The organism is Enterocloster citroniae (assembly GCF_040545455.1).
Taxonomy (GTDB): Bacteria; Bacillota; Clostridia; order Lachnospirales; family Lachnospiraceae; genus Enterocloster; species Enterocloster citroniae.
Window position 1 is genome coordinate 22933 of record NZ_JBEPLZ010000019.1, and the last position, 17668, is coordinate 40600.

Below are 17668 nucleotides of genomic sequence, written 5' to 3' on the forward strand. Positions count from 1 at the left end.
GTGCACTATATCCCATGAATTCCATCAATCATCACCTTTACCTTTCTTAAATTATTATCCGGGTATATTTTATTTACGTAAACAGATTAACAAAAAACATTAAATATCCAGGACAAAGAGTTGTGACCAAAACCGCCGCCAGACCAACTATGATAAAGGGTACTGCTTCCTTTACTGTGTCTGTAAATGTAGCTCCTGCGATTTTCTGTCCCACAAATATCCCCACTGCAAAAGGCGGTGTCAAAAATCCCACGCACATATTCACAAGCATGATCGCGCCAAAATGGATCGCTGTAATACCATAAGCGTTCATTGCTACCGGAAGAAGAAGCGGCGTCATGATCAGAATTGTGGCGTTAATATCCATAAATGTTCCCATAAACAGAAACAGGATATTAATCATTAAAAGGAAGCCGCCTCTGGTTGAAATGGACTGTGTAATGAGGTTTGAAAGGAAACCGGAGACCCCGGTGAGTGTTATCACTTTCCCTGCAATAACCGAAAAGGCGTTTAACAATCCGATCACAGCTGTTGATGCACCGCTGATCGCCGCTATGGTAAGGAAATCGACCTTGATCGCTTTCTTATTTACAAACCATAAGATCAGATAATAAAAAATGCCATATACCGCACTTAACGCGCCGGCTTCCGTAGGCGTACAAATACCGCCATATATACATCCGTATATAATAACAGGCATGAGTAACGCTGGAATTGCACGGAATGTGTTTTTTCCAAACTCTGCCAGCCGTTCAGTTCCGCTTATGGAAACTGCCTCCGGCTTTGGAAGATGGCGCCCAATCCTGCAATAATTAACAGCAATATATCCAACCATAAAAATAAGCGCCGGTCCAATAGTGACCATCCAGACATCCGATATTTTAATTCCCGCCGACAGCGCGTACATGATTCCCGGTACGGACGGAGGAATAAGGATCCCTAAAAAGCATGTAGCTGCCAGTAATGCCGCCACATAACCTCTGGGATATTTCTCTTTTTCCATTTCCGGCTGAACAATTTTTCCAATAGCGGATATTGTTGCCATAGCAGAACCGGTAAGCACGCCAAAGGCCATGGATGCAAGAATGGTTATGATTCCAAGGTTTCCCCTTACCCTGCCTATAATACCTCCGATCCAGTTTATCAGCATTTTGGAAATGCCGCTGTACTCCATCAATGTACCGGCATATATGTAAAACGGTATTGCCAGGAAAGAAAAGCTGTCCAAGGAGGACCATGCATACTGTGCAACCGTAACCACATCATGGCCCCCAGCCATAAACACAACCATGGAGGCAATTCCCAATGCGTAGCTAACAGGAATCACAAAAACAATTGCCACAAATAAAAACGTACCTATAAATACCAATAATGCTGTTAATGGTGTCATATCTTATTCCCCTCCCTTCATTCTGCATTAACGGATACAGGCCAAATATTGCACAGTATCCTGTATACCCCATGCCACACCGTAATAAGGGATCCAATAAGTACGGGGAAATATACAATCCACATAGGAATATGCATTGTCTGGGATGTCTGGCTTCCTCCAGCTATGAACATAATGTAATTCCCAAATACCCAGCAAAAACCAAGGAGAAACACCACTGTTATCACCAGACCTACTGTTTTTAACAGCAGAATGATCCTGTCTTTTGTTGCAGCGCTTATCCCTTTCAATGATTTGATAATGGTAGGCGCTATATCAATCTCTATCTGTCCCCCGGTATGGAGCGCATATCCCCCTCCCAGATAAGCCATCCACACAAACAGATACCGTGCCAATTCTTCTGCCCACGGGGTAGAGATCAGTAATATGTAACGGCAGACAACCTGAATAAAAATAGCTATAACAAGAACAATGGTGCAGAACGTAAGCACAATCTTTTCAAAATAAAGAAAGCAGTGATTTATTTTTTCAAATACATTCATATTATGCGATCTTGTTGATTTACTTTCTCCCATATACATTCTCTCTTTCATGCAGCTTTAAAACCTTATTTTTTATAATCTCCGCTGATGATCATATCCATGATATCTGCCGGATATTTGCCTTTTGATTCTTCCCATATTTCTTCATAAATCTTTTGCAGCCCAGCCTTCATGTCCTCTGACGGCTGTGATACCACCCACTGTCCGCTGTCAACACCGCTCTTCACCAGTTCATCCGTTGTATTCCTGAAATATTCCGTAAACTCCGCTGATGCTTTCCTTGCACACTCCGTAAACATATCCTTGTCATCATCGCTTAAGGTGTTCCAAAATTTAGGGCTTGATACAAAACATCCGCCGGAATAGCAGTAGTTCAGTTCCGTAATATACTTTATAACATCTGTTAACCCCTGATTTACATAATTGAATACCGCATTATCAAGACCGTCTACCGTCCCTGTCTGGATAGCTGACAATACTTCAGACCCTGGAATTGAAACAGGAAGGGCACCGCATTTCTCATAGAAGGATTCTACAGAGGCTACAGAAGGGATTCTGATTTTCAGTCCTTTCAGATCGGACATGTCAGTTATCTCACGCTTCATATTCCCCACCTGCCTGAAACCATTACAGAAAGAACTGATTCTGATTATGTTGTTCTCTTCCATGATCTTTGCAACCTGGTCTGCAATCCATCCCTCATTATAATATTGATCTGCCTCATCATAGTCTGATACAAGACCGGGAAGCCATGCAAATCCCAGTTTTCCATCAAGAATGCCATCAATTGACATATCATCGTTCAGATTGAAATCCAATGTACCCATCTGTATCATCTGGGCTGTATCCGCAGCAGAGCCCAGTGAACTGGCCGCAAGAACCTCACCCACATACTTCCCCTCTGAAGCCTCGGCAACGTAATCCACGAATAACTGGCAGTATTCTGCCCGTTTAGGCGAATCTGATGTAATTGTAAATTTAATAGTTTCCCCGCTCCGTTCAGCTGCCTCCACATTCTGACCTCCGCCTGAGGTTGTTGGCACAGCGGTCTCTTTTCCTCCGCATCCGTACAGTATCGTACTGGCAATTGAGATTGCGGCAATGAGTGTCATAATTTTTTTCATTTGAAAGATCCCCCTTCTTTGTAAAAATCATTGGATAATGCTACAATAATCATCTGTGGTTTCGCCATTATAGTATCACTTAACGGTTATCTTGTCAATATATTTTGATGATATTATGGTTTATTTTGATTGTTTTATGGTTTTATTATGGTTATATTTTGGTCATACAAAAAAATCCATGAATTGGTAAATTATACCAGTCCATGGATATGATTTGCATCATATTAATTTCACTAAACAACAATAATTTCACAGCCGCATTGCCGGATACTCTCCATCATCTCATCAGACGGAGGCTGGTTTGTAATAATGGTGTCAATCTGTTCCAGGGATCCATAGGATTTTATGGTCACCTTTCCAAATTTAGTATGATCAACCAGCAAATATACCTCCTGGGCACGGTTAACTGCAGTTACCTTTAATTCATTATCAGAAAGAAGGGAATTCATAACACCATATTGTACAGTTACGCCGGTTGCTGCCATGAATGCCTTGGTAAAATTATAGCTTGAAAGTATTTCCGCGCTCCTCTCATCAATACTTGTAAAGGAGTAGTAGTCCCTGTTCAGGATACCTGAAAATGTGATAATCTGAATATTAGGATATTGCAGGGCTCTTATAATAAAATCCAGATTATTTGTCAGCACTGTGACGTTGAGATTCTTTATGTAATCCACCAGATTACACACCGTAGAACCGGAATCCACAAAAATATAATCTCCGTCATTTATAAATTCTGCCGCTCTTTCTGCAATTCTTTTCTTTTCCTCCAGCATCAGGTATCCCCGCGTATTAAACGGAAGCATTCCAACATCATAGTTCTGGATCGTACTGGAAACACCCCCGTAATTCTTTACAATGCTCCCCTTCTTCTCTAACTCTATCAGATCCCTGCGTATTGTATTTTTAGACACTCCAAATTTTTCACACAACTCTTCAATCGTAACATTCTGTGCTTTCTGGATATATGCTTCCTCTTGTTCAATCCTTTTTATCTTCATACTGCTCCTTATTTAAATCATATTATCTTTACCATAATATTACCAACATTTATCCAACCTGTCAATGAACCGCTAAAATATGATAGCTAAATGCAATTTAAAAATAACAGAGCGGCCTAAACCGCTCTGCTGTCTGTGTACATCTTTTTTATTATACCAAATACTCCCCTTATAAGCACCCGGTACCTGTTTCATTCATCATTGCCGTGCATTCTTCTTAAGGAATCCCAGGATCACACAGCCCACGGCCGCTCCCACGACAACGGCTGCCAGATACATAAATGGATTTCCAATGGTGGGCAGTACGAAGATACCTCCGTGGGGCGCCCGCAGCGTACAGCCAAAGGCCATGGAAAGACCGCCTGCCAGGGCAGACCCGATGATACAGGAAGGGATTACCCTCAGCGGATCCTGTGCCGCAAAGGGGATTGCACCCTCTGTGATAAAGGACAGTCCCATGACATAGTTCACAATACCGGACTGGCGTTCTTTATCCGTGAACTTCTTCTTAAAAAATGTGGTACACAGCGCAATGGCAATGGGTGGAACCATTCCGCCCGCCATAACGGCTGCCATGACCTCAAAGTTTCCCTCAGCCAGCTGCGCTGTCCCGAATACATACGCCGCTTTGTTAAACGGGCCGCCCATGTCAATGGACATCATTCCACCCAGTACCATACCCAGCACGATCCTGCTGGCTCCGCCCATACTGCCAAGGAACCTGGTCAGCCCGTCATTGATCATGCCCATATACGGATTGATAAACGTGGTGACCACAGCTGCCAGGAAAATGCCGATCACGGGATATAAGAGCACGGGTTTAATACCCTCCAGCGATTTGGGCAGCCTGGAGAAAAGCTTTCTCAACCCCACCACAATATAGCCGCCTACAAAACCCGCAAACAGGGCGCCGAGGAAACCTGCGTTCACATCACCGCCTGCGGGATTGGCAAAGGTGGACCCCATCTTTGCGATCATGCCAGCCACAAGGCCCACAGCCAGACCTGGGCGGTCGGCAATGCTCATAGCGATAAATCCGGCCAGGATCGGCAGCATCATGCCGAATGCCTGCTCTCCAATGGTCTTTAGATATGCTGCCAGAGGCGTATTCTTGCCAAAGTTTGACGGATCAATGGAATAATCGTCAAAGAGGAACGCCAGGGCGATCAGGATACCGCCTCCGATCACAAAGGGAAGCATATGGGACACGCCATTCATCAGGTGCTTATAAACAGTACGCCCCAGGCTGTCATTGCCGTCCTCTATTCCCGTACTGCCCGCTGCCCCGGTATGGTGATACACCGGTACAGTGCCGCTTACAGCCCGCTTAACCAGATCCTCCGCCTTGTGGATACCGTCCGCCACAGGAACCATGATAACCGGCTTGCCGTCAAACCGCGCCATTTCCACGTTCTTATCCGCTGCAATGATAATGGCATCCGCCCCGGCGATCTCTTCCCTGGTGAGTACGTTCTGGGCGCCGCCGGAACCGTCCGTCTCAGCCTTTAAAGGAATCCCCAGCTTTTTACCTGTGTTCTCCAGGTTTTCCGCGGCCATATAGGTATGGGCGATCCCTGTGGGGCAGGCTGTGACCGCCAGCACCCGGTAGCCCTTTATTTCCGCCTTGACGCTGCCGGCATTTCCGCTTGCAGGCGCTCCCGCATTTGCACCTTCTGATGCTCCGTCCTTCACACCCCCAGACTCTTCTGTACCCTTCTTTCCGCCCTCTGACGCCTCCGCTCCCTCCGGGGCGCCAAATCGAGCCACCTCTGCTTCATCAATGATCTGTAAGAACTCTTCCTTGGACTTTGCAGCAATGAGTCCTTCCTTGAATCCCGGATTCATCAGCAGCGTGGACAGACGTGACAATGCTTCCAGGTGGACATCCGCTCCCTCTGCCGGAGCCGCGATCATAAACAGCAGATGGGCCAGCGAGCCGTCAAATGCATCGTAGTCCACCCCTTCAGGCACCACCATGGCTGCCAGTCCCGGCGTCCCCACCGCTTCCACCTTGGCATGGGGAATGGCAATCCCTTCACCGATCGCCGTGCTTCCCAATCCTTCCCTTGCAAGGATCCCTTCTTTATAACCGGCCTTGTCCTTCAGCCGTCCGCCCGCATCCATCAGGGATACCAGCCGGTCAATGGCCTCCTCCTTGGAAGACACCTTTACATCCAATTCAATACTTTCTGTTTTTAATAATTCAGTTATACGCATAAAAGATCGCCCCTCCTGCTTCATCAAAGTGTTTCAAACAACTTCATAATAAGGTCTTTTGTCCCGATCCCATCGGAAAACGCAGTGGCGCCTCCGCAGGCGGTCCCCAGTTTCAGCGCATGCCGGTAATCTCCGGTGTCCAGATATCCGGCGATGAATCCGGCCACCATGGAATCCCCTGCGCCCACGGAATTTTTTACCGTGCCCTTTGCAACAGCCTGTTTATGCACCTGGCCGTCCTCAGATACCAGGATGGCTCCGTCCTTTGCCATGGACACCAGCACGTTCACCGCTCCCATGTCCTGAAGCTTTCCCGCATACTCCACAATCTCCTCATCTGTGGACAGTTCTGTCCCAAACATCTGTCCCAGCTCATGGTTATTGGGCTTGATCAAAAACGGATGATACTTTAAGACATTGAGCAGCAGGTCCTTTTCCGCATCCACAACGATCCTGATCCCTCTGCCGTCCAGGCGTTCCATGATACGCTCATAGATCGTGTCATCAATGGCTGCCGGTATGCTTCCGGAAAGCACCAGCACATCCCCCTTAGTCAGTCTGCCCAATTTTTCAAAAAGTTTCCTCACATCATCCGGGGTGATCTGCGGCCCCATGCCGTTGATCTCACTTTCCTCATCGGATTTCAGCTTCAGGTTAATCCGGGACATTCCATTTTCTACCTTAATAAAGTCAGACCCGAATCCCAGCGCCTTTACTCCCCTCTCAATTTCCTCTCCTGTGAATCCTGCCACAAACCCCAGAGCCGTGCTTTCATACCCCAGATTTGCCAGCAGCGCCGAAACGTTGATGCCTTTTCCACCATAAAAGATGTTTTCCCTGACCGTCCGGTTGACGCTTCCCAGTGTGAAATGATTTACGGTTACCACATAGTCCAGTGCCGGATTGAATGTTACTGTGTAAATCATATATCACTTACCTCTCTATTCATGAAAATATATTTCTTTGTTGTCTTAATCATAATACGATATTGTATTTTCGTCAATAGTTATTTATAAGAAAATATATTTCTTATAATATTTCTACACAATGCACAAACAGGCTGCCTGTTTATGTAAAAAGCCGCCTGTTTTTTGTATATTATGTTCGATTTTTCGTTTGTATATTTACAATAATCCCCAAATCATCGTTTGTCCGGTGATATAGCCTTTTCATGGCGCCGTATATGTTCCACGGCATCCTTTTTACTTGACAGCAGCAAAAGATACAGGATCTCCATCACAGCGGTTGCCGTCACTCTTGAAAACCAGAATTCCTCGGTGAGCAGCTTCTCTCTGGTGGCTGTGACGATCTTATGATCACAGATCTCAGCCAGGGGAGAACTGCTGTTGTTTGTAATAAGGATCAGGGTACACCCATTTTCCTTTGCCCCTTCCGCCAGGGCCTGAAGCCGCTTGGAAGAACCGGAATTAGAAATGACCAGCACCACATCCCGGGGCCCCAGATTAAAGGCATAGGCCGCCTGCGCCTCCCAGATATCCCCGGCCACAGCCGCGATCCCCAGCTGGTTCAGCTTAAATGCCCCGTCCAGTGCAACGGGAATGGTATTGCCCACCGCGGCCAGCTGCACCATGCGGGCATGCTCCAGCTTGTCAAGAATCTGCTCCAGCTGGGTCACATCCATCATATTCACGGTCTCGGTCAGTTCAGCCACTTTATTGGCAAGGATATTCTGCAGGGACTGGGAAAGTTTGTCCCTGTTTATTTCATTGGACACATTTACATCCCCCCGCTCTTCCTCCAGCACCTCCCTGGCCAGAGCCAGCTTCAGGCTGTGAAACCCCTTAAACCCGCATCTTCTGCAAAAACGTGACACAGTGGCATCACTGGTGCCGCTGGCCCTGGCCAGTTCCCCCACCGTCATATCCACCACCTCTGCCTTGTGCTCCATCATATAATCTGCTATCTTTTTCTCAGCCTCAAAAAATCCGTCATAGGAGGAGCAGATAACCCCCAGCGCACTCCGTGTCTCTCCCATATCACATTCCGTCCATTCTGTGTAAATTTATTTCATGTTTTAAATATAGCACATAAAAATTAAAAATAAAAGTTGTTTTTCGTCATATATTATAATGCTTTCTAAAGCTTTATTAACTTTTTGGGAACCCCCTTGTTTTTCGATTTTAAGTGTGCTATAATCTCAGAACGCTAACATAAATTTAACACTTTCTTTACATTTGTGTCAAATTTATCCTTCCTTATTGAGAAAGAGGCTGGTATTATGAAAGGTATAAAAGCATTTCTTTACAAGTACAGGCACATGTGGGTTTTATCCTATGCATTTATCTATATCCCATGGTTTTGTTACCTGGAAAAGACTGTTACCCGCAACTACCACGTTATGCACGTGGCACTGGATGATTTCATCCCATTTAACGAATATTTTATTGTTCCCTATATGATGTGGTTTTTATACGTGGCAGGGACCATTCTCTATTTCCTGTTCACCAACAGGGAGGACTATTACAGGATCTGCATTTTCCTGTTTTCCGGCATGACCATCAGCCTGATCATCTGCACCTTTTTCCGTAATGGTACAGACTTCAGACCGGTACTGGAACCGGGCAAGAACATATTCACCACCATGGTGGCCGCTCTTTACAGGACCGATACACCCACCAATGTGTTTCCCAGCATCCACGTTTATAATTCCATCGGTACCCACATAGCTATCATGAAAAGTGAGTCCCTCAGAAAACGCCCATGGATAAGGGCATGTTCCGGCATACTGATGGTTTCCATCTGTCTGTCCACAGTCTTCCTGAAACAGCATTCCGTCATTGATATGATCGGAGCAGCTATCATGGCCTATGTGATCTACGGCATTGTCTATGGATACAACTGGTCTGCTGAAAGCAAGAAGGTCAGGGAAAAAGCCCTTGGTTAACGGCTCAGGGCATAACTATAATAAATGGCGTCCCCCAGGGGACGCCGTTTTAATTTCATAATAGTAACTGTTCAGGACACTCAGTTAAATCCATAAAACTTCTGTGTGATCTTATACCCCAGGATCAGGAGCTCCCTGCCGCCCTTTCCCGGAAGGTTGCATCCCTGTCCCAGGAATCCCAGCCGTAAGCGCAGGTACAGGGGCAGGTTCAGTTTCTTCAGATACTGCCACAGTTCCTTTTTCTTTTCCAGGTTTTCCTCCGTGCCGGACTTGATGGCAAGGACAGATGAAACCGTCATCATGATCTCCAGGTACTGTATCATATAATGGCGCAGCTTTCTGCTGCTGATCTTCATCACGTCATAATATCCCAGCATCAGCTTTGTGACCAGCAGCTGCTGGTCAATGCGTCCGATCATCACAGCCTCATTCACCGACTGGTCCTCCCTGCCGATAAAATAACGGTAAAAGTTCACATCCAGATAATAGATATTCTTCACATGGGGCAATGGCTGGTATACAAAAATATTGTCCACATAAAATGTATGCTTGGGCAGTTCCAGACCGCACTGGCGCAAAAGTCCTGTCCGGTAGATCACGGAATGCATCAGGATATATTGACCTGTCATAAAAAACTTGACCTCATTCCATCCAAACACCTTATCCTTTGGAAAGGCAGTGTGATACTTCATCACCTTTTTCCGCCTTGCTCCCTGCTTTTCATACACAAAATTGGTGACCAGCATGTCCAGGGTATCCTTGCCGTACACAAAACGGCGCAGTGTTTCCAGAACACTCCGGAACGCCTCCTCATTTACCCAATCGTCACTGTCCACCACTTTAAAGAAAATACCCCTGGCATTCTTAAGACCTGTATTCACCGCTTCTCCGTGTCCGCCATTTTCCTGGTGGACCGCGCGGCAGATATCGGGATATCTCTGTGCATATTCGTCTGCAATCTCTGCTGTCCTGTCCTTGGCGGACCCGTCATCCACAATGATGATCTCCACCTCGTCCCCGCCGGTAAGCAGGGTCTGGATACAATGTTCCATATAACGTTCCGAATTATAGCAGGGTATTGCTACGGATAATAATTTCACTTTTTCTCCTCCTGTTCCTTGCCCGTTATGGGCATTCCATGTCTTCACCGCAGACACCTGCCTGTACTGCACGCAGCATGTACAGTGCATGTCCTCCCGGACGGATGAGGGCATGTCCTCTCCATCACAGCCCAAACACCACCAGGGACGCCAGGTTCGCTGCCCCGTGCATGAGCACTGCCATAAGGTATTTCCTATAAATGCTGGTCTCATACCCCCATGCCAATATCATTCCGATCGTGAACGCGTAAATGCCCTGGATCCAGTTTCCGTGATACAGCCCAAACGCCAGGGCTGAAATAAGGGAGGAAGACCAAAATCCCATATAACCTCTGAGCCAGCCGTAAAGAAGCGCGCGGAATATAAGTTCCTCTGCCAGGGGCGCGGCTAACAGCGTGGATGCGAGAAACCGGATTCCATGGAGGGATGCCGGTTCCATGGCTGCCTCGTAAGCAGCCAGGCTGCTCTCCGGCCACGGAATGACCCTTACCAGCAGGTTCCCAGCCACGGCAGCAGCTGTTATTAATGCTATGCGCAGCTGCCATCCCTGGGGCAGCAGCTCTCTTCCATCCTTCATAACCGCCTGTCTTCCTGTTTTCATTCTGCTGACAGTATAGCATGACTGTATGGGATTTGCCACTATATTTTATCTCTTTTCATTGCATTTTTTCCCAATTTCCCCTATAATAATCTTATTTATACAACACATTCAAAGCAGTATATCTACTGTGCGGATTCTCTTTGATCCGAATCCGATGTGGATTGAAATAAAGACAAGCGAGGTATGGATTATGGCAAAAAAACGCATTGTAATGGCCATTGGCCACAAAGATTTGGGAACCAATCTTCCGGAGCAGAAGGCGGCTGTGGCCAGAACTGCCAAGGTCATTGCTGATTTTATACAGGAGGGATGGCAGGTAGCCATCGTGCACAGCAACGCCCCTCAGGTAGGCATGATCCACACTGCCATGAATGAATTCGGAAAACAGCACGATGGATACAGCAAGGCCCCCATGTCGGTCTGCTCCGCCATGAGCCAGGGCTATGTGGGCTATGACCTGCAAAACGGCATCCGGGCTGAGCTGATCAAACGCGGAATCTATAAACCAGTCAGTACGGTCCTGACCCAGGTCACCGTGGATCCCTATGACGAGGCTTTCTATACTCCTGTGAAGGTGATCGGCCGTGTGATGACAGCAAAGGAAGCTGAGGAGGAAGAGGCAAAGGGCAACCATGTAAAGGAAGTGGAAGGCGGGTTCAGAAGGATCGTGGCTTCCCCTCATCCCATCGCTATTGTGGAGATCGATGCCATCAAGGCCCTGCTGGACGCCGACCAGCTTGTGATCGCCTGCGGAGGCGGCGGCATCCCTGTGATGGAACAGGGCTATAACTTAAGAGGCGCCAGCGCTATCATTGAGAAGGACCTGGCCACCGGTCTTCTGGCAAAAGAGGTGGACGCCGATGTGATGATGATCCTCACCAGTGTTGAGAACGTAACCCTGAATTACGGGACAAAGGACGAACAGCCCATCAACCGCATGACTATTGATCAGGCCAAGGATTACATCAGCCAGGGACAATTTGAATTTGCATCCATGCTGCCCAAGATAGCTGCATCCGTGGATTTCCTGGAAAGCGGAAAGGGCCGCAAGGCCATCATCACCACCCTGGACAAAGCCAAGGAAAGCTTGAAGGGAAATGGCGGAACCGTCATTGAATAATTTCGGCGGATAGGATCTGCGGATATTAAAAAACTGCTAACTGTGAAGACTCCGGTTAGCAGTTTTTTACGCTCTTGAGATTATTTTTCATTCACAGCATCTGTCCCCATATTAATGATCTCCTTTGCCATGGCAGTCATCTCATCCTTTGTAATCCCCCGGTTGACATCCATCAGACTGTAATAAATATCATTCTGGAACCAGCCCAGATAATTTGCGTATTGCGTGCTGTAATACAGTTCTATATCACCGTATGTTGAAACCGATGCATTTTCCTTTACAGACTGGCCATCGTATGGTTCTGCAGAAAAGGAAACTGTTTTTGCGGTATCCTTATCTGACGTATATTTGAAGCTGATCCCCATCCTCTTATTGGCAGCAGAGCTGCTTACATCACCATCATATGTTTCTGTTATGGTCCCGGATGAAAACTTGAATCCTCCGGCAAGCATCTCCGGCACCTTTGGTTCAAAACCAACATCCTTTTTGAGAGTTTCGGCATCCGGTATCTGAGCGTAGTTGTTGGCAGAGCTGGAAACCGATACCATGGTCTGGGAAGCGGCATAACAGGGAACTGCATTCATCAACAGCGCACCTGTCGTACACAATAGGGCAATCTTCTTTATCCTCATCTTTATTTTTTCTCCTTTCAGCTTTTTATGAACATGAGTATATCAAAGACTTGTCTAAAATTCCTCTATTTCCCCACATAAAAACAGCTCCCTTCCATGTAAACAGTTTGACGATCTCAACTGTTTACCGGAAGGGAGCCTGGCTGCGCCCTATTTTCTTTACCCTACTGCCGGCGTCTCCGCCAGCACACGCCCCTTAATATAGTCCACCATCTCATCCCGGGACATTCCCAGGGACAGGGCCAGTTCTGAATACAGATTTTCTTCCGCTGTCTTAAAATACCGCTCGTCCAGGTCCGTCATCTTCTTTCCCTGTTCGATCCTGTCCTTTCTGCGCAGGTATAATGCCTTTATCATACTGACCCATACACGGCAGTCACAGGTTTTTAATGCCTCCTTATACCGTTCTTCCCTCTGCTTGTCTTCCGTCACTTCCATCTCCTGCACATCCTGGATCCTGTCGATCAATTCAAGGGCCTCTTCCCGGGTAAGGAGCGGCCTGATCACGGTCTTGTCCGAATCCACCGGGGTGACGATCTTGGAATCCTGATGATAATAGGGCCTGAGAACATAATAGAGCTTGCCCTGTGGTCCGCCAGGCCTGTCTATGGTTGTGATATCCATGACCTCACAGACCCCTCTGATGCCGTAAATGATATACTGGCCTTTTTCAAACATATTTTTACCGCCTGCTTCCCTAATTTTATAATATTTATTGTAACACTAAAACCAGGTCGATGTCAGGCGTTTTTTGACGATCATTTTATTTTCATTCAATATGCCCCATGCGGGGGTGGCTGTCTTTGTGCACATTTTCCACTATTCATGCACAAGGGGAGCTGCCGAACACGGTTCTGATCGTATCCAGAGTCTGCCTTGCCCCGGAAAGGATGTAGGAATAATCCATTCCAGAGGACAAGATGGTCAGTCCCCTGTCATACCAGAATTTCAGTGTTTCCGGATCAGTGGAGCCGGTGGATATCCCAATAGGTACCTGATGCCTCCCAGCCGTCTGCACCGCTTCATCAATGAGCTTTAAATTCCGTTCATCAAACACCTGGTTCAGGATCCCAATGGAGCCGGACAGATCGCAGGCTCCAATGATCACCCCGTCTATATATGGGTTGCACAAAATCTCATCCAGATTCCTTACTCCTTCCTTGCTCTCTATCTGTATCAGCCTGCACAACTCCTTATGGCCTGTGCGTATGTACCCGTCCATGTCCTCCAAACCGTATTTGACAGCCCTGATGGGACCAAAGCCCCGCTTTCCCTCCGGAGGATAAAGACAGCTTTCCATGGCTTGTCTGGCCTCCTCAGCCGTGTTGATCACAGGGAATACGATTCCATCCGGCCCCTGCTCCAAAACGCGCTTTACAAGTATGGGATCGTTCCAGGGTACTCTGACAACAGCCGGTGTCCCCCCGGCTCGCACTGCCATAAGGTGCATCTCCAGGGTCCTGTAGTCAATGGCCGAATGTTCCGTATCGATCCAGATAAAATCATAATCCAGATTGCTGACGATCTCAGATATGCATGGGTCTGTGAGGATCACATGCGCCCCTGCCAGCGGTTCATGGTTTTTCAGTTTTTCTTTTAAGATGTTCATTTTCTTCTTCCTTTCACGCTATTCTTTAACTGCGCCCATTGTAATGCCCTGGGTAAAATAATTTTGGAACATTAAAAACATGATGCACAGGGGCAATGCTGCATATACAGCCCCCGCCATGGTAAGGCCCGAATCCGGGTTCTGCTCATTCTGGGTGGACGCCACCCCCAGCTGAATGGTCTTTAGTTCGTCTTTGGTCAGCTGGATCAGCTGCCACAGGTAATCGTTCCACACCTGGATAAACATCAGGATAATAAGGGCCGCGATCCCGGCCTTTATCAGGGGAACGTAAATTCCGCTGAATATGTACCACTCCGATGCCCCATCCATCCTGGCCGCCTCCCTCAGGGCATCCGGAATGGACTCAAAATGCTGCTCCAGCAAAAAGATCCCAAAGGACAGGGCCACATTGGGCAGAATGGCCCCCGCGTAACCGCCGCTGATCCCCAGCTTCTGGGTCACCTTAAAAAGAGGGATGATATACACCTCCTTGGGCAGCATCAGGGTGGCAATGAACAGCATAAACAGGACCTTCTTTCCCTTAAACTGCATTTTAGCAAAGGCATAGGCAGCCAGCACGCTGGTCAGAACGATCAGCGCCGTGGTGACCGTTGATATGAATACCGAGTTAAACAGCCAGCGCAGCGTATTGCTGTTGGAGAACAGATTTACATAGTTCTGCAGTGTGGGATGTTTGGGAAACCACTCCGGTACCATGTTATTGATCGCATGGGAGTACTTAAAGGAACTGCTTAAAAGCCAGTACAGGGGAAAATAACTGATGACCGCCCCAGCCACGATCAGGCAGTTGCTGATAAAATCAAAAGAACCCTTTCTCTCTTTCATCTTAACCTACCCCTTTCTCCGAAACAGCTTAAACGGTACCAGCGAGATCATGAACGTGACAAGAAACATCACCACTCCAATGGCAGATGCCCTGCCCTGGTTAAATGATTTAAACGCCTCGGTGTAACACAGGTACATAAGGGAGGAGGAGGCGTAGTTCGGCCCGCCGCTGGTCATGACATTGACAATGACAAAGACCTTCATCACCCCTATGATGTTGATGACCACCAGATAAAGTGTGGTAGGTTTCACCAAGGGATACACAATGGATTTAAGGATATCCACCCTGGAGGCGCCATCGATCCTGGCCGATTCCATTAGCGTTGTATCGATCCCCTGCATGGCGGCCACATACAAGACAATTGCCTGCCCTACATTCATTACGCAGATCAGCAGGATCAGCACATAGAGAACGTATCTGTAGTCCCCCAGCAGGTTTAGGTCATGGATCCCGAATTTGCCAAGTATGTAATATACGATTCCAAAGGAGGGGTTCAACATCCATTTCCAAATGGTACCATATACCACCATTGAGATGATCGTGGGGATATAATAGCTCCCCCTTATAAAAGTGATGTAACCCGCCCTTTTATCAAATACGGACGAGGATATAAAAAAACCAGCCCCCACGGTTATAACAGTGGTCCACAGGACCATGACCAGCGTGTTTCCCACGGCCTTGTAAAAGATCGGATCTGTAAACAGGGATCTGTAATTGTCCAGGCCGCAGAATGTTTCATCAAAAAAAGAAACGTCAAACATGCTGAGGCGGAATCCCTCTATCACCGGATAGACCAAAAACAATCCAAAGAACAGCAGCTGTGGTGTGATGAACATGTATGCCACTGCATTTTCCTTTAATATCCTGATATTTCTCTGAGTCATTGTGAACAACCCTTTCCTGGTGTCTGAGCAGTCCTGCCGACTGCGTTTTGGCATAAAAAGGGCAGGGAAAAGTCCCTGCCCACAACTTTTCTCAAGGATTCAGTATGACGGAACGCTTGGCTGCCTTGGAAATCGCTTCATTGGCGGACTTCACAAACTGGTCCAGCGCTTCCTTGGGAGTCTTCTGACCTGTTAGGACTGCCTGGATCTCGGGGAAATAATAGGAACGCGCTGATACATATCCCGGCACCCTGCCTGTGATGGAAACCATATGGCCCAGAGCCTCCGATGCCTCTACAATATGGATATCCTGGTTCCCGTCCTTAAGCTCCTGCAGTTTTGACTGGCGGACAGGGATCAGCACCTTGGATGCCTCTGTATAAGGTTCGGAGCAGAAAAACCGGACAAACAGCTTGGAGGCAATGGTTTCCGCCTCATCCCCTGTGTTAAATATGGCCCCTCCCTTTACATAAGAAAGGCAGTAGGGATCCGTCTCCCCCGGCTCATTGGGATAGTAGGCCCATTTGAATTCAAAAGGTTCTTCAATGGATCCGTTTTTAAGGCCTGCAACCAGGTTATTGTAAGTCAGGTTGTTTAAGGTGACCACGGCCAGGTTCTTGTTCAGGAACATCTGGTAGACATCCCCGTGGCTCAGCGTCTCCCCTCCCGGGGCCAGCAGTCCCTCGTTCTTCATCTCCACGATCAGATCCAGGGCCTTAACGCCTTTTTCATCATTAATGGTAAATTCCGTGCCCTGGTCATTGACAAATTTCCCTCCATACATGCGCAGCAGCATGTTGGTAAAGGAGTCACCCTGCTGGCTGTTGGCAAACACAGCAAAGGGATAACAGTTGTCCAGCCCTTTTACCGCTTCCAGGGCGGATTTAAATTCCTCCGGAGTCCACACGCCTATGTCTCCCTTGGGAAGATAGCTCTCAGCCCCTGCTTCCTTAAACAGGCTCACATTGATCCCCATCATCCCCACCTCTGCGCTGAATGGGAAAATATACGTCTTTCCCCCCAGTTCCAGGCTGTCCCAGACAGATTTGGGTATGTCCGCCCTGTCCTCCTCTGTAACAATATCATCCAGAGGGACCATAAGGCCTTCATGGACATAATCACTGAGGGCAAAATCCGATTCGTAGTACATATTGGGCAGGGTGCCCGACTGTATGGCGATGGCCAGCTTCTCCGCTCTCTGGGAACCGTCAATGAGGATGGGATTGACTTTGATGTTGGGGTATTTAGCCTCAAACTCTGATTTTACAAAGTTAAAAAAGTCAAGGTAATCTCCGCCTTCCACAGATGAATCATATACCCCTTTCCAGTCCGGGCCGGTCCAAAGCTCCAGCTCTATCTGTTTGTCCGCAATCTGGGCATACAGTTCATCCATCACCTTCTGTCCGTCTGCGTCCTGTACCTTCCCCGGATCTGCGCCTGCCTGTTCCTTTGTCTCCTCCTGCGGGCCCTTTGTCTCCTGTCCGGCGTTTGTCTCCTGTCCTCCTGATGCAGGCGCCACTGTTTCCGTTCCCGCGCCTGTGGCCGGTGCCTTCTGGCTGCTGCCTGCGCATCCCCCAAGAAGTCCTGTAAGCATACTTCCCGCCAGCAGCAGTGCAAGTCTCTTCCTCATAGAATGTAACCTCCCTCTCTTTGATGTTATGTTAGCTTTTTGATATGACTAAGTATAGCATTCTGT

17 protein-coding genes are annotated in these 17668 nt (G+C 47.6%); 2 read left to right on the forward strand and 15 right to left on the reverse strand.

The annotated features are described in order from the left end of the window. Window positions 1–73 precede the first annotated feature (73 nt). From ABID13_RS20330 to ABID13_RS20360, 7 genes are all read right to left on the reverse strand, one after another. Window positions 74–1390 (reverse strand): TRAP transporter large permease, encoded by a 1317-nt coding sequence (locus tag ABID13_RS20330; RefSeq protein WP_007867150.1) that lies wholly within the window; start codon window positions 1388–1390, stop codon window positions 74–76. 17 nt (window positions 1391–1407) lie between these two features. Then, window positions 1408–1965: a TRAP transporter small permease gene (locus tag ABID13_RS20335; protein WP_157140332.1), complete on the reverse strand. Its 558-nt coding sequence runs from the start codon at window positions 1963–1965 to the stop codon at window positions 1408–1410. Between the two features lie 32 nt (window positions 1966–1997). Then, entirely contained in the window at window positions 1998–3056 is a 1059-nt protein-coding gene (locus tag ABID13_RS20340; protein WP_007867152.1) for a TRAP transporter substrate-binding protein, read from the reverse strand. A gap of 233 nt (window positions 3057–3289) precedes the next feature. After that, window positions 3290–4057, reverse strand: coding sequence for a DeoR/GlpR family DNA-binding transcription regulator (locus ABID13_RS20345; protein WP_048929344.1), 768 nt, complete (start codon window positions 4055–4057; stop codon window positions 3290–3292). A 198-nt stretch (window positions 4058–4255) separates the two neighbouring features. After that, window positions 4256–6274, reverse strand: a complete 2019-nt coding sequence (locus ABID13_RS20350) for a PTS fructose transporter subunit IIABC (protein WP_045092294.1) — start codon at window positions 6272–6274, stop codon at window positions 4256–4258. A 23-nt stretch (window positions 6275–6297) separates the two neighbouring features. Beyond that, window positions 6298–7200 carry a 1-phosphofructokinase gene (gene pfkB, locus ABID13_RS20355; protein WP_007867156.1) on the reverse strand — a complete coding sequence of 301 codons (903 nt, stop codon included), beginning with the start codon at window positions 7198–7200 and terminating at the stop codon, window positions 6298–6300. 215 nt (window positions 7201–7415) lie between these two features. Then, entirely contained in the window at window positions 7416–8270 is an 855-nt protein-coding gene (locus tag ABID13_RS20360) for a MurR/RpiR family transcriptional regulator (protein ID WP_007867158.1), read from the reverse strand. Between the two features lie 243 nt (window positions 8271–8513). On the opposite strand from ABID13_RS20360, the gene ABID13_RS20365 reads away from it, so the two are divergent. Beyond that, a complete protein-coding gene (locus tag ABID13_RS20365; RefSeq protein WP_007867160.1) occupies window positions 8514–9179 on the forward strand; it encodes a phosphatase PAP2 family protein in 666 nt (221 codons plus the stop codon). 80 nt (window positions 9180–9259) lie between these two features. Here ABID13_RS20365 and ABID13_RS20370 read toward each other — a convergent pair whose 3' ends face one another. Next, window positions 9260–10279, reverse strand: coding sequence for a glycosyltransferase family 2 protein (locus ABID13_RS20370; RefSeq protein WP_040417148.1), 1020 nt, complete (start codon window positions 10277–10279; stop codon window positions 9260–9262). Window positions 10280–10403: 124 nt separating this feature from the next. Continuing rightward, a complete protein-coding gene (locus ABID13_RS20375) occupies window positions 10404–10856 on the reverse strand; it encodes a CPBP family intramembrane glutamic endopeptidase (protein ID WP_007867164.1) in 453 nt (150 codons plus the stop codon). A gap of 214 nt (window positions 10857–11070) precedes the next feature. Here ABID13_RS20375 and arcC point away from each other — a divergent pair, with 214 nt between their 5' ends. After that, entirely contained in the window at window positions 11071–12000 is a 930-nt protein-coding gene (arcC, locus tag ABID13_RS20380) for a carbamate kinase (RefSeq protein WP_007867166.1), read from the forward strand. 80 nt (window positions 12001–12080) lie between these two features. On the opposite strand, the gene ABID13_RS20385 is transcribed toward arcC, so the two are convergent. The 6 genes from ABID13_RS20385 to ABID13_RS20410 form a co-directional block, all read right to left on the reverse strand. Next, complete coding sequence (locus ABID13_RS20385; protein ID WP_007867169.1) at window positions 12081–12632, reverse strand: DUF4367 domain-containing protein; 552 nt, start codon at window positions 12630–12632, stop codon at window positions 12081–12083. Window positions 12633–12791: 159 nt separating this feature from the next. Further along, the gene (locus ABID13_RS20390; protein WP_007867171.1) at window positions 12792–13310 is read right to left on the reverse strand and encodes a CarD family transcriptional regulator; all 519 of its coding nucleotides are present in this window, start codon (window positions 13308–13310) and stop codon (window positions 12792–12794) included. A gap of 145 nt (window positions 13311–13455) precedes the next feature. Continuing rightward, window positions 13456–14241, reverse strand: a complete 786-nt coding sequence (locus ABID13_RS20395) for an HpcH/HpaI aldolase family protein (RefSeq protein ID WP_007867174.1) — start codon at window positions 14239–14241, stop codon at window positions 13456–13458. 18 nt (window positions 14242–14259) lie between these two features. After that, a complete protein-coding gene (locus tag ABID13_RS20400; RefSeq protein WP_007867177.1) occupies window positions 14260–15087 on the reverse strand; it encodes a carbohydrate ABC transporter permease in 828 nt (275 codons plus the stop codon). Between the two features lie 6 nt (window positions 15088–15093). Further along, entirely contained in the window at window positions 15094–15972 is an 879-nt protein-coding gene (locus ABID13_RS20405; RefSeq protein ID WP_007867190.1) for a carbohydrate ABC transporter permease, read from the reverse strand. A gap of 91 nt (window positions 15973–16063) precedes the next feature. Further along, window positions 16064–17602 carry an ABC transporter substrate-binding protein gene (locus ABID13_RS20410; protein WP_045092296.1) on the reverse strand — a complete coding sequence of 513 codons (1539 nt, stop codon included), beginning with the start codon at window positions 17600–17602 and terminating at the stop codon, window positions 16064–16066. Between the last annotated feature and the right edge of the window lie 66 nt (window positions 17603–17668).

Coding starts and splice junctions, on each gene's coding strand:
- ABID13_RS20345 (WP_048929344.1), bottom strand. CDS start 4,057: ATGAAGATAAAAAGGATTGAACAAGAGGAAGCATATATCCAGAAAGCA.
- ABID13_RS20400 (WP_007867177.1), bottom strand. CDS start 15,087: ATGAAAGAGAGAAAGGGTTCTTTTGATTTTATCAGCAACTGCCTGATC.
- ABID13_RS20350 (WP_045092294.1), bottom strand. CDS start 6,274: ATGCGTATAACTGAATTATTAAAAACAGAAAGTATTGAATTGGATGTA.
- ABID13_RS20410 (WP_045092296.1), bottom strand. CDS start 17,602: ATGAGGAAGAGACTTGCACTGCTGCTGGCGGGAAGTATGCTTACAGGA.
- arcC (WP_007867166.1), top strand. CDS start 11,071: ATGGCAAAAAAACGCATTGTAATGGCCATTGGCCACAAAGATTTGGGA.
- ABID13_RS20330 (WP_007867150.1), bottom strand. CDS start 1,390: ATGACACCATTAACAGCATTATTGGTATTTATAGGTACGTTTTTATTT.
- ABID13_RS20390 (WP_007867171.1), bottom strand. CDS start 13,310: ATGTTTGAAAAAGGCCAGTATATCATTTACGGCATCAGAGGGGTCTGT.
- ABID13_RS20335 (WP_157140332.1), bottom strand. CDS start 1,965: ATGGGAGAAAGTAAATCAACAAGATCGCATAATATGAATGTATTTGAA.
- ABID13_RS20405 (WP_007867190.1), bottom strand. CDS start 15,972: ATGACTCAGAGAAATATCAGGATATTAAAGGAAAATGCAGTGGCATAC.
- ABID13_RS20365 (WP_007867160.1), top strand. CDS start 8,514: ATGAAAGGTATAAAAGCATTTCTTTACAAGTACAGGCACATGTGGGTT.
- ABID13_RS20375 (WP_007867164.1), bottom strand. CDS start 10,856: ATGAAGGATGGAAGAGAGCTGCTGCCCCAGGGATGGCAGCTGCGCATA.
- ABID13_RS20360 (WP_007867158.1), bottom strand. CDS start 8,270: ATGGGAGAGACACGGAGTGCGCTGGGGGTTATCTGCTCCTCCTATGAC.
- pfkB (WP_007867156.1), bottom strand. CDS start 7,200: ATGATTTACACAGTAACATTCAATCCGGCACTGGACTATGTGGTAACC.
- ABID13_RS20385 (WP_007867169.1), bottom strand. CDS start 12,632: ATGAGGATAAAGAAGATTGCCCTATTGTGTACGACAGGTGCGCTGTTG.
- ABID13_RS20340 (WP_007867152.1), bottom strand. CDS start 3,056: ATGAAAAAAATTATGACACTCATTGCCGCAATCTCAATTGCCAGTACG.
- ABID13_RS20395 (WP_007867174.1), bottom strand. CDS start 14,241: ATGAACATCTTAAAAGAAAAACTGAAAAACCATGAACCGCTGGCAGGG.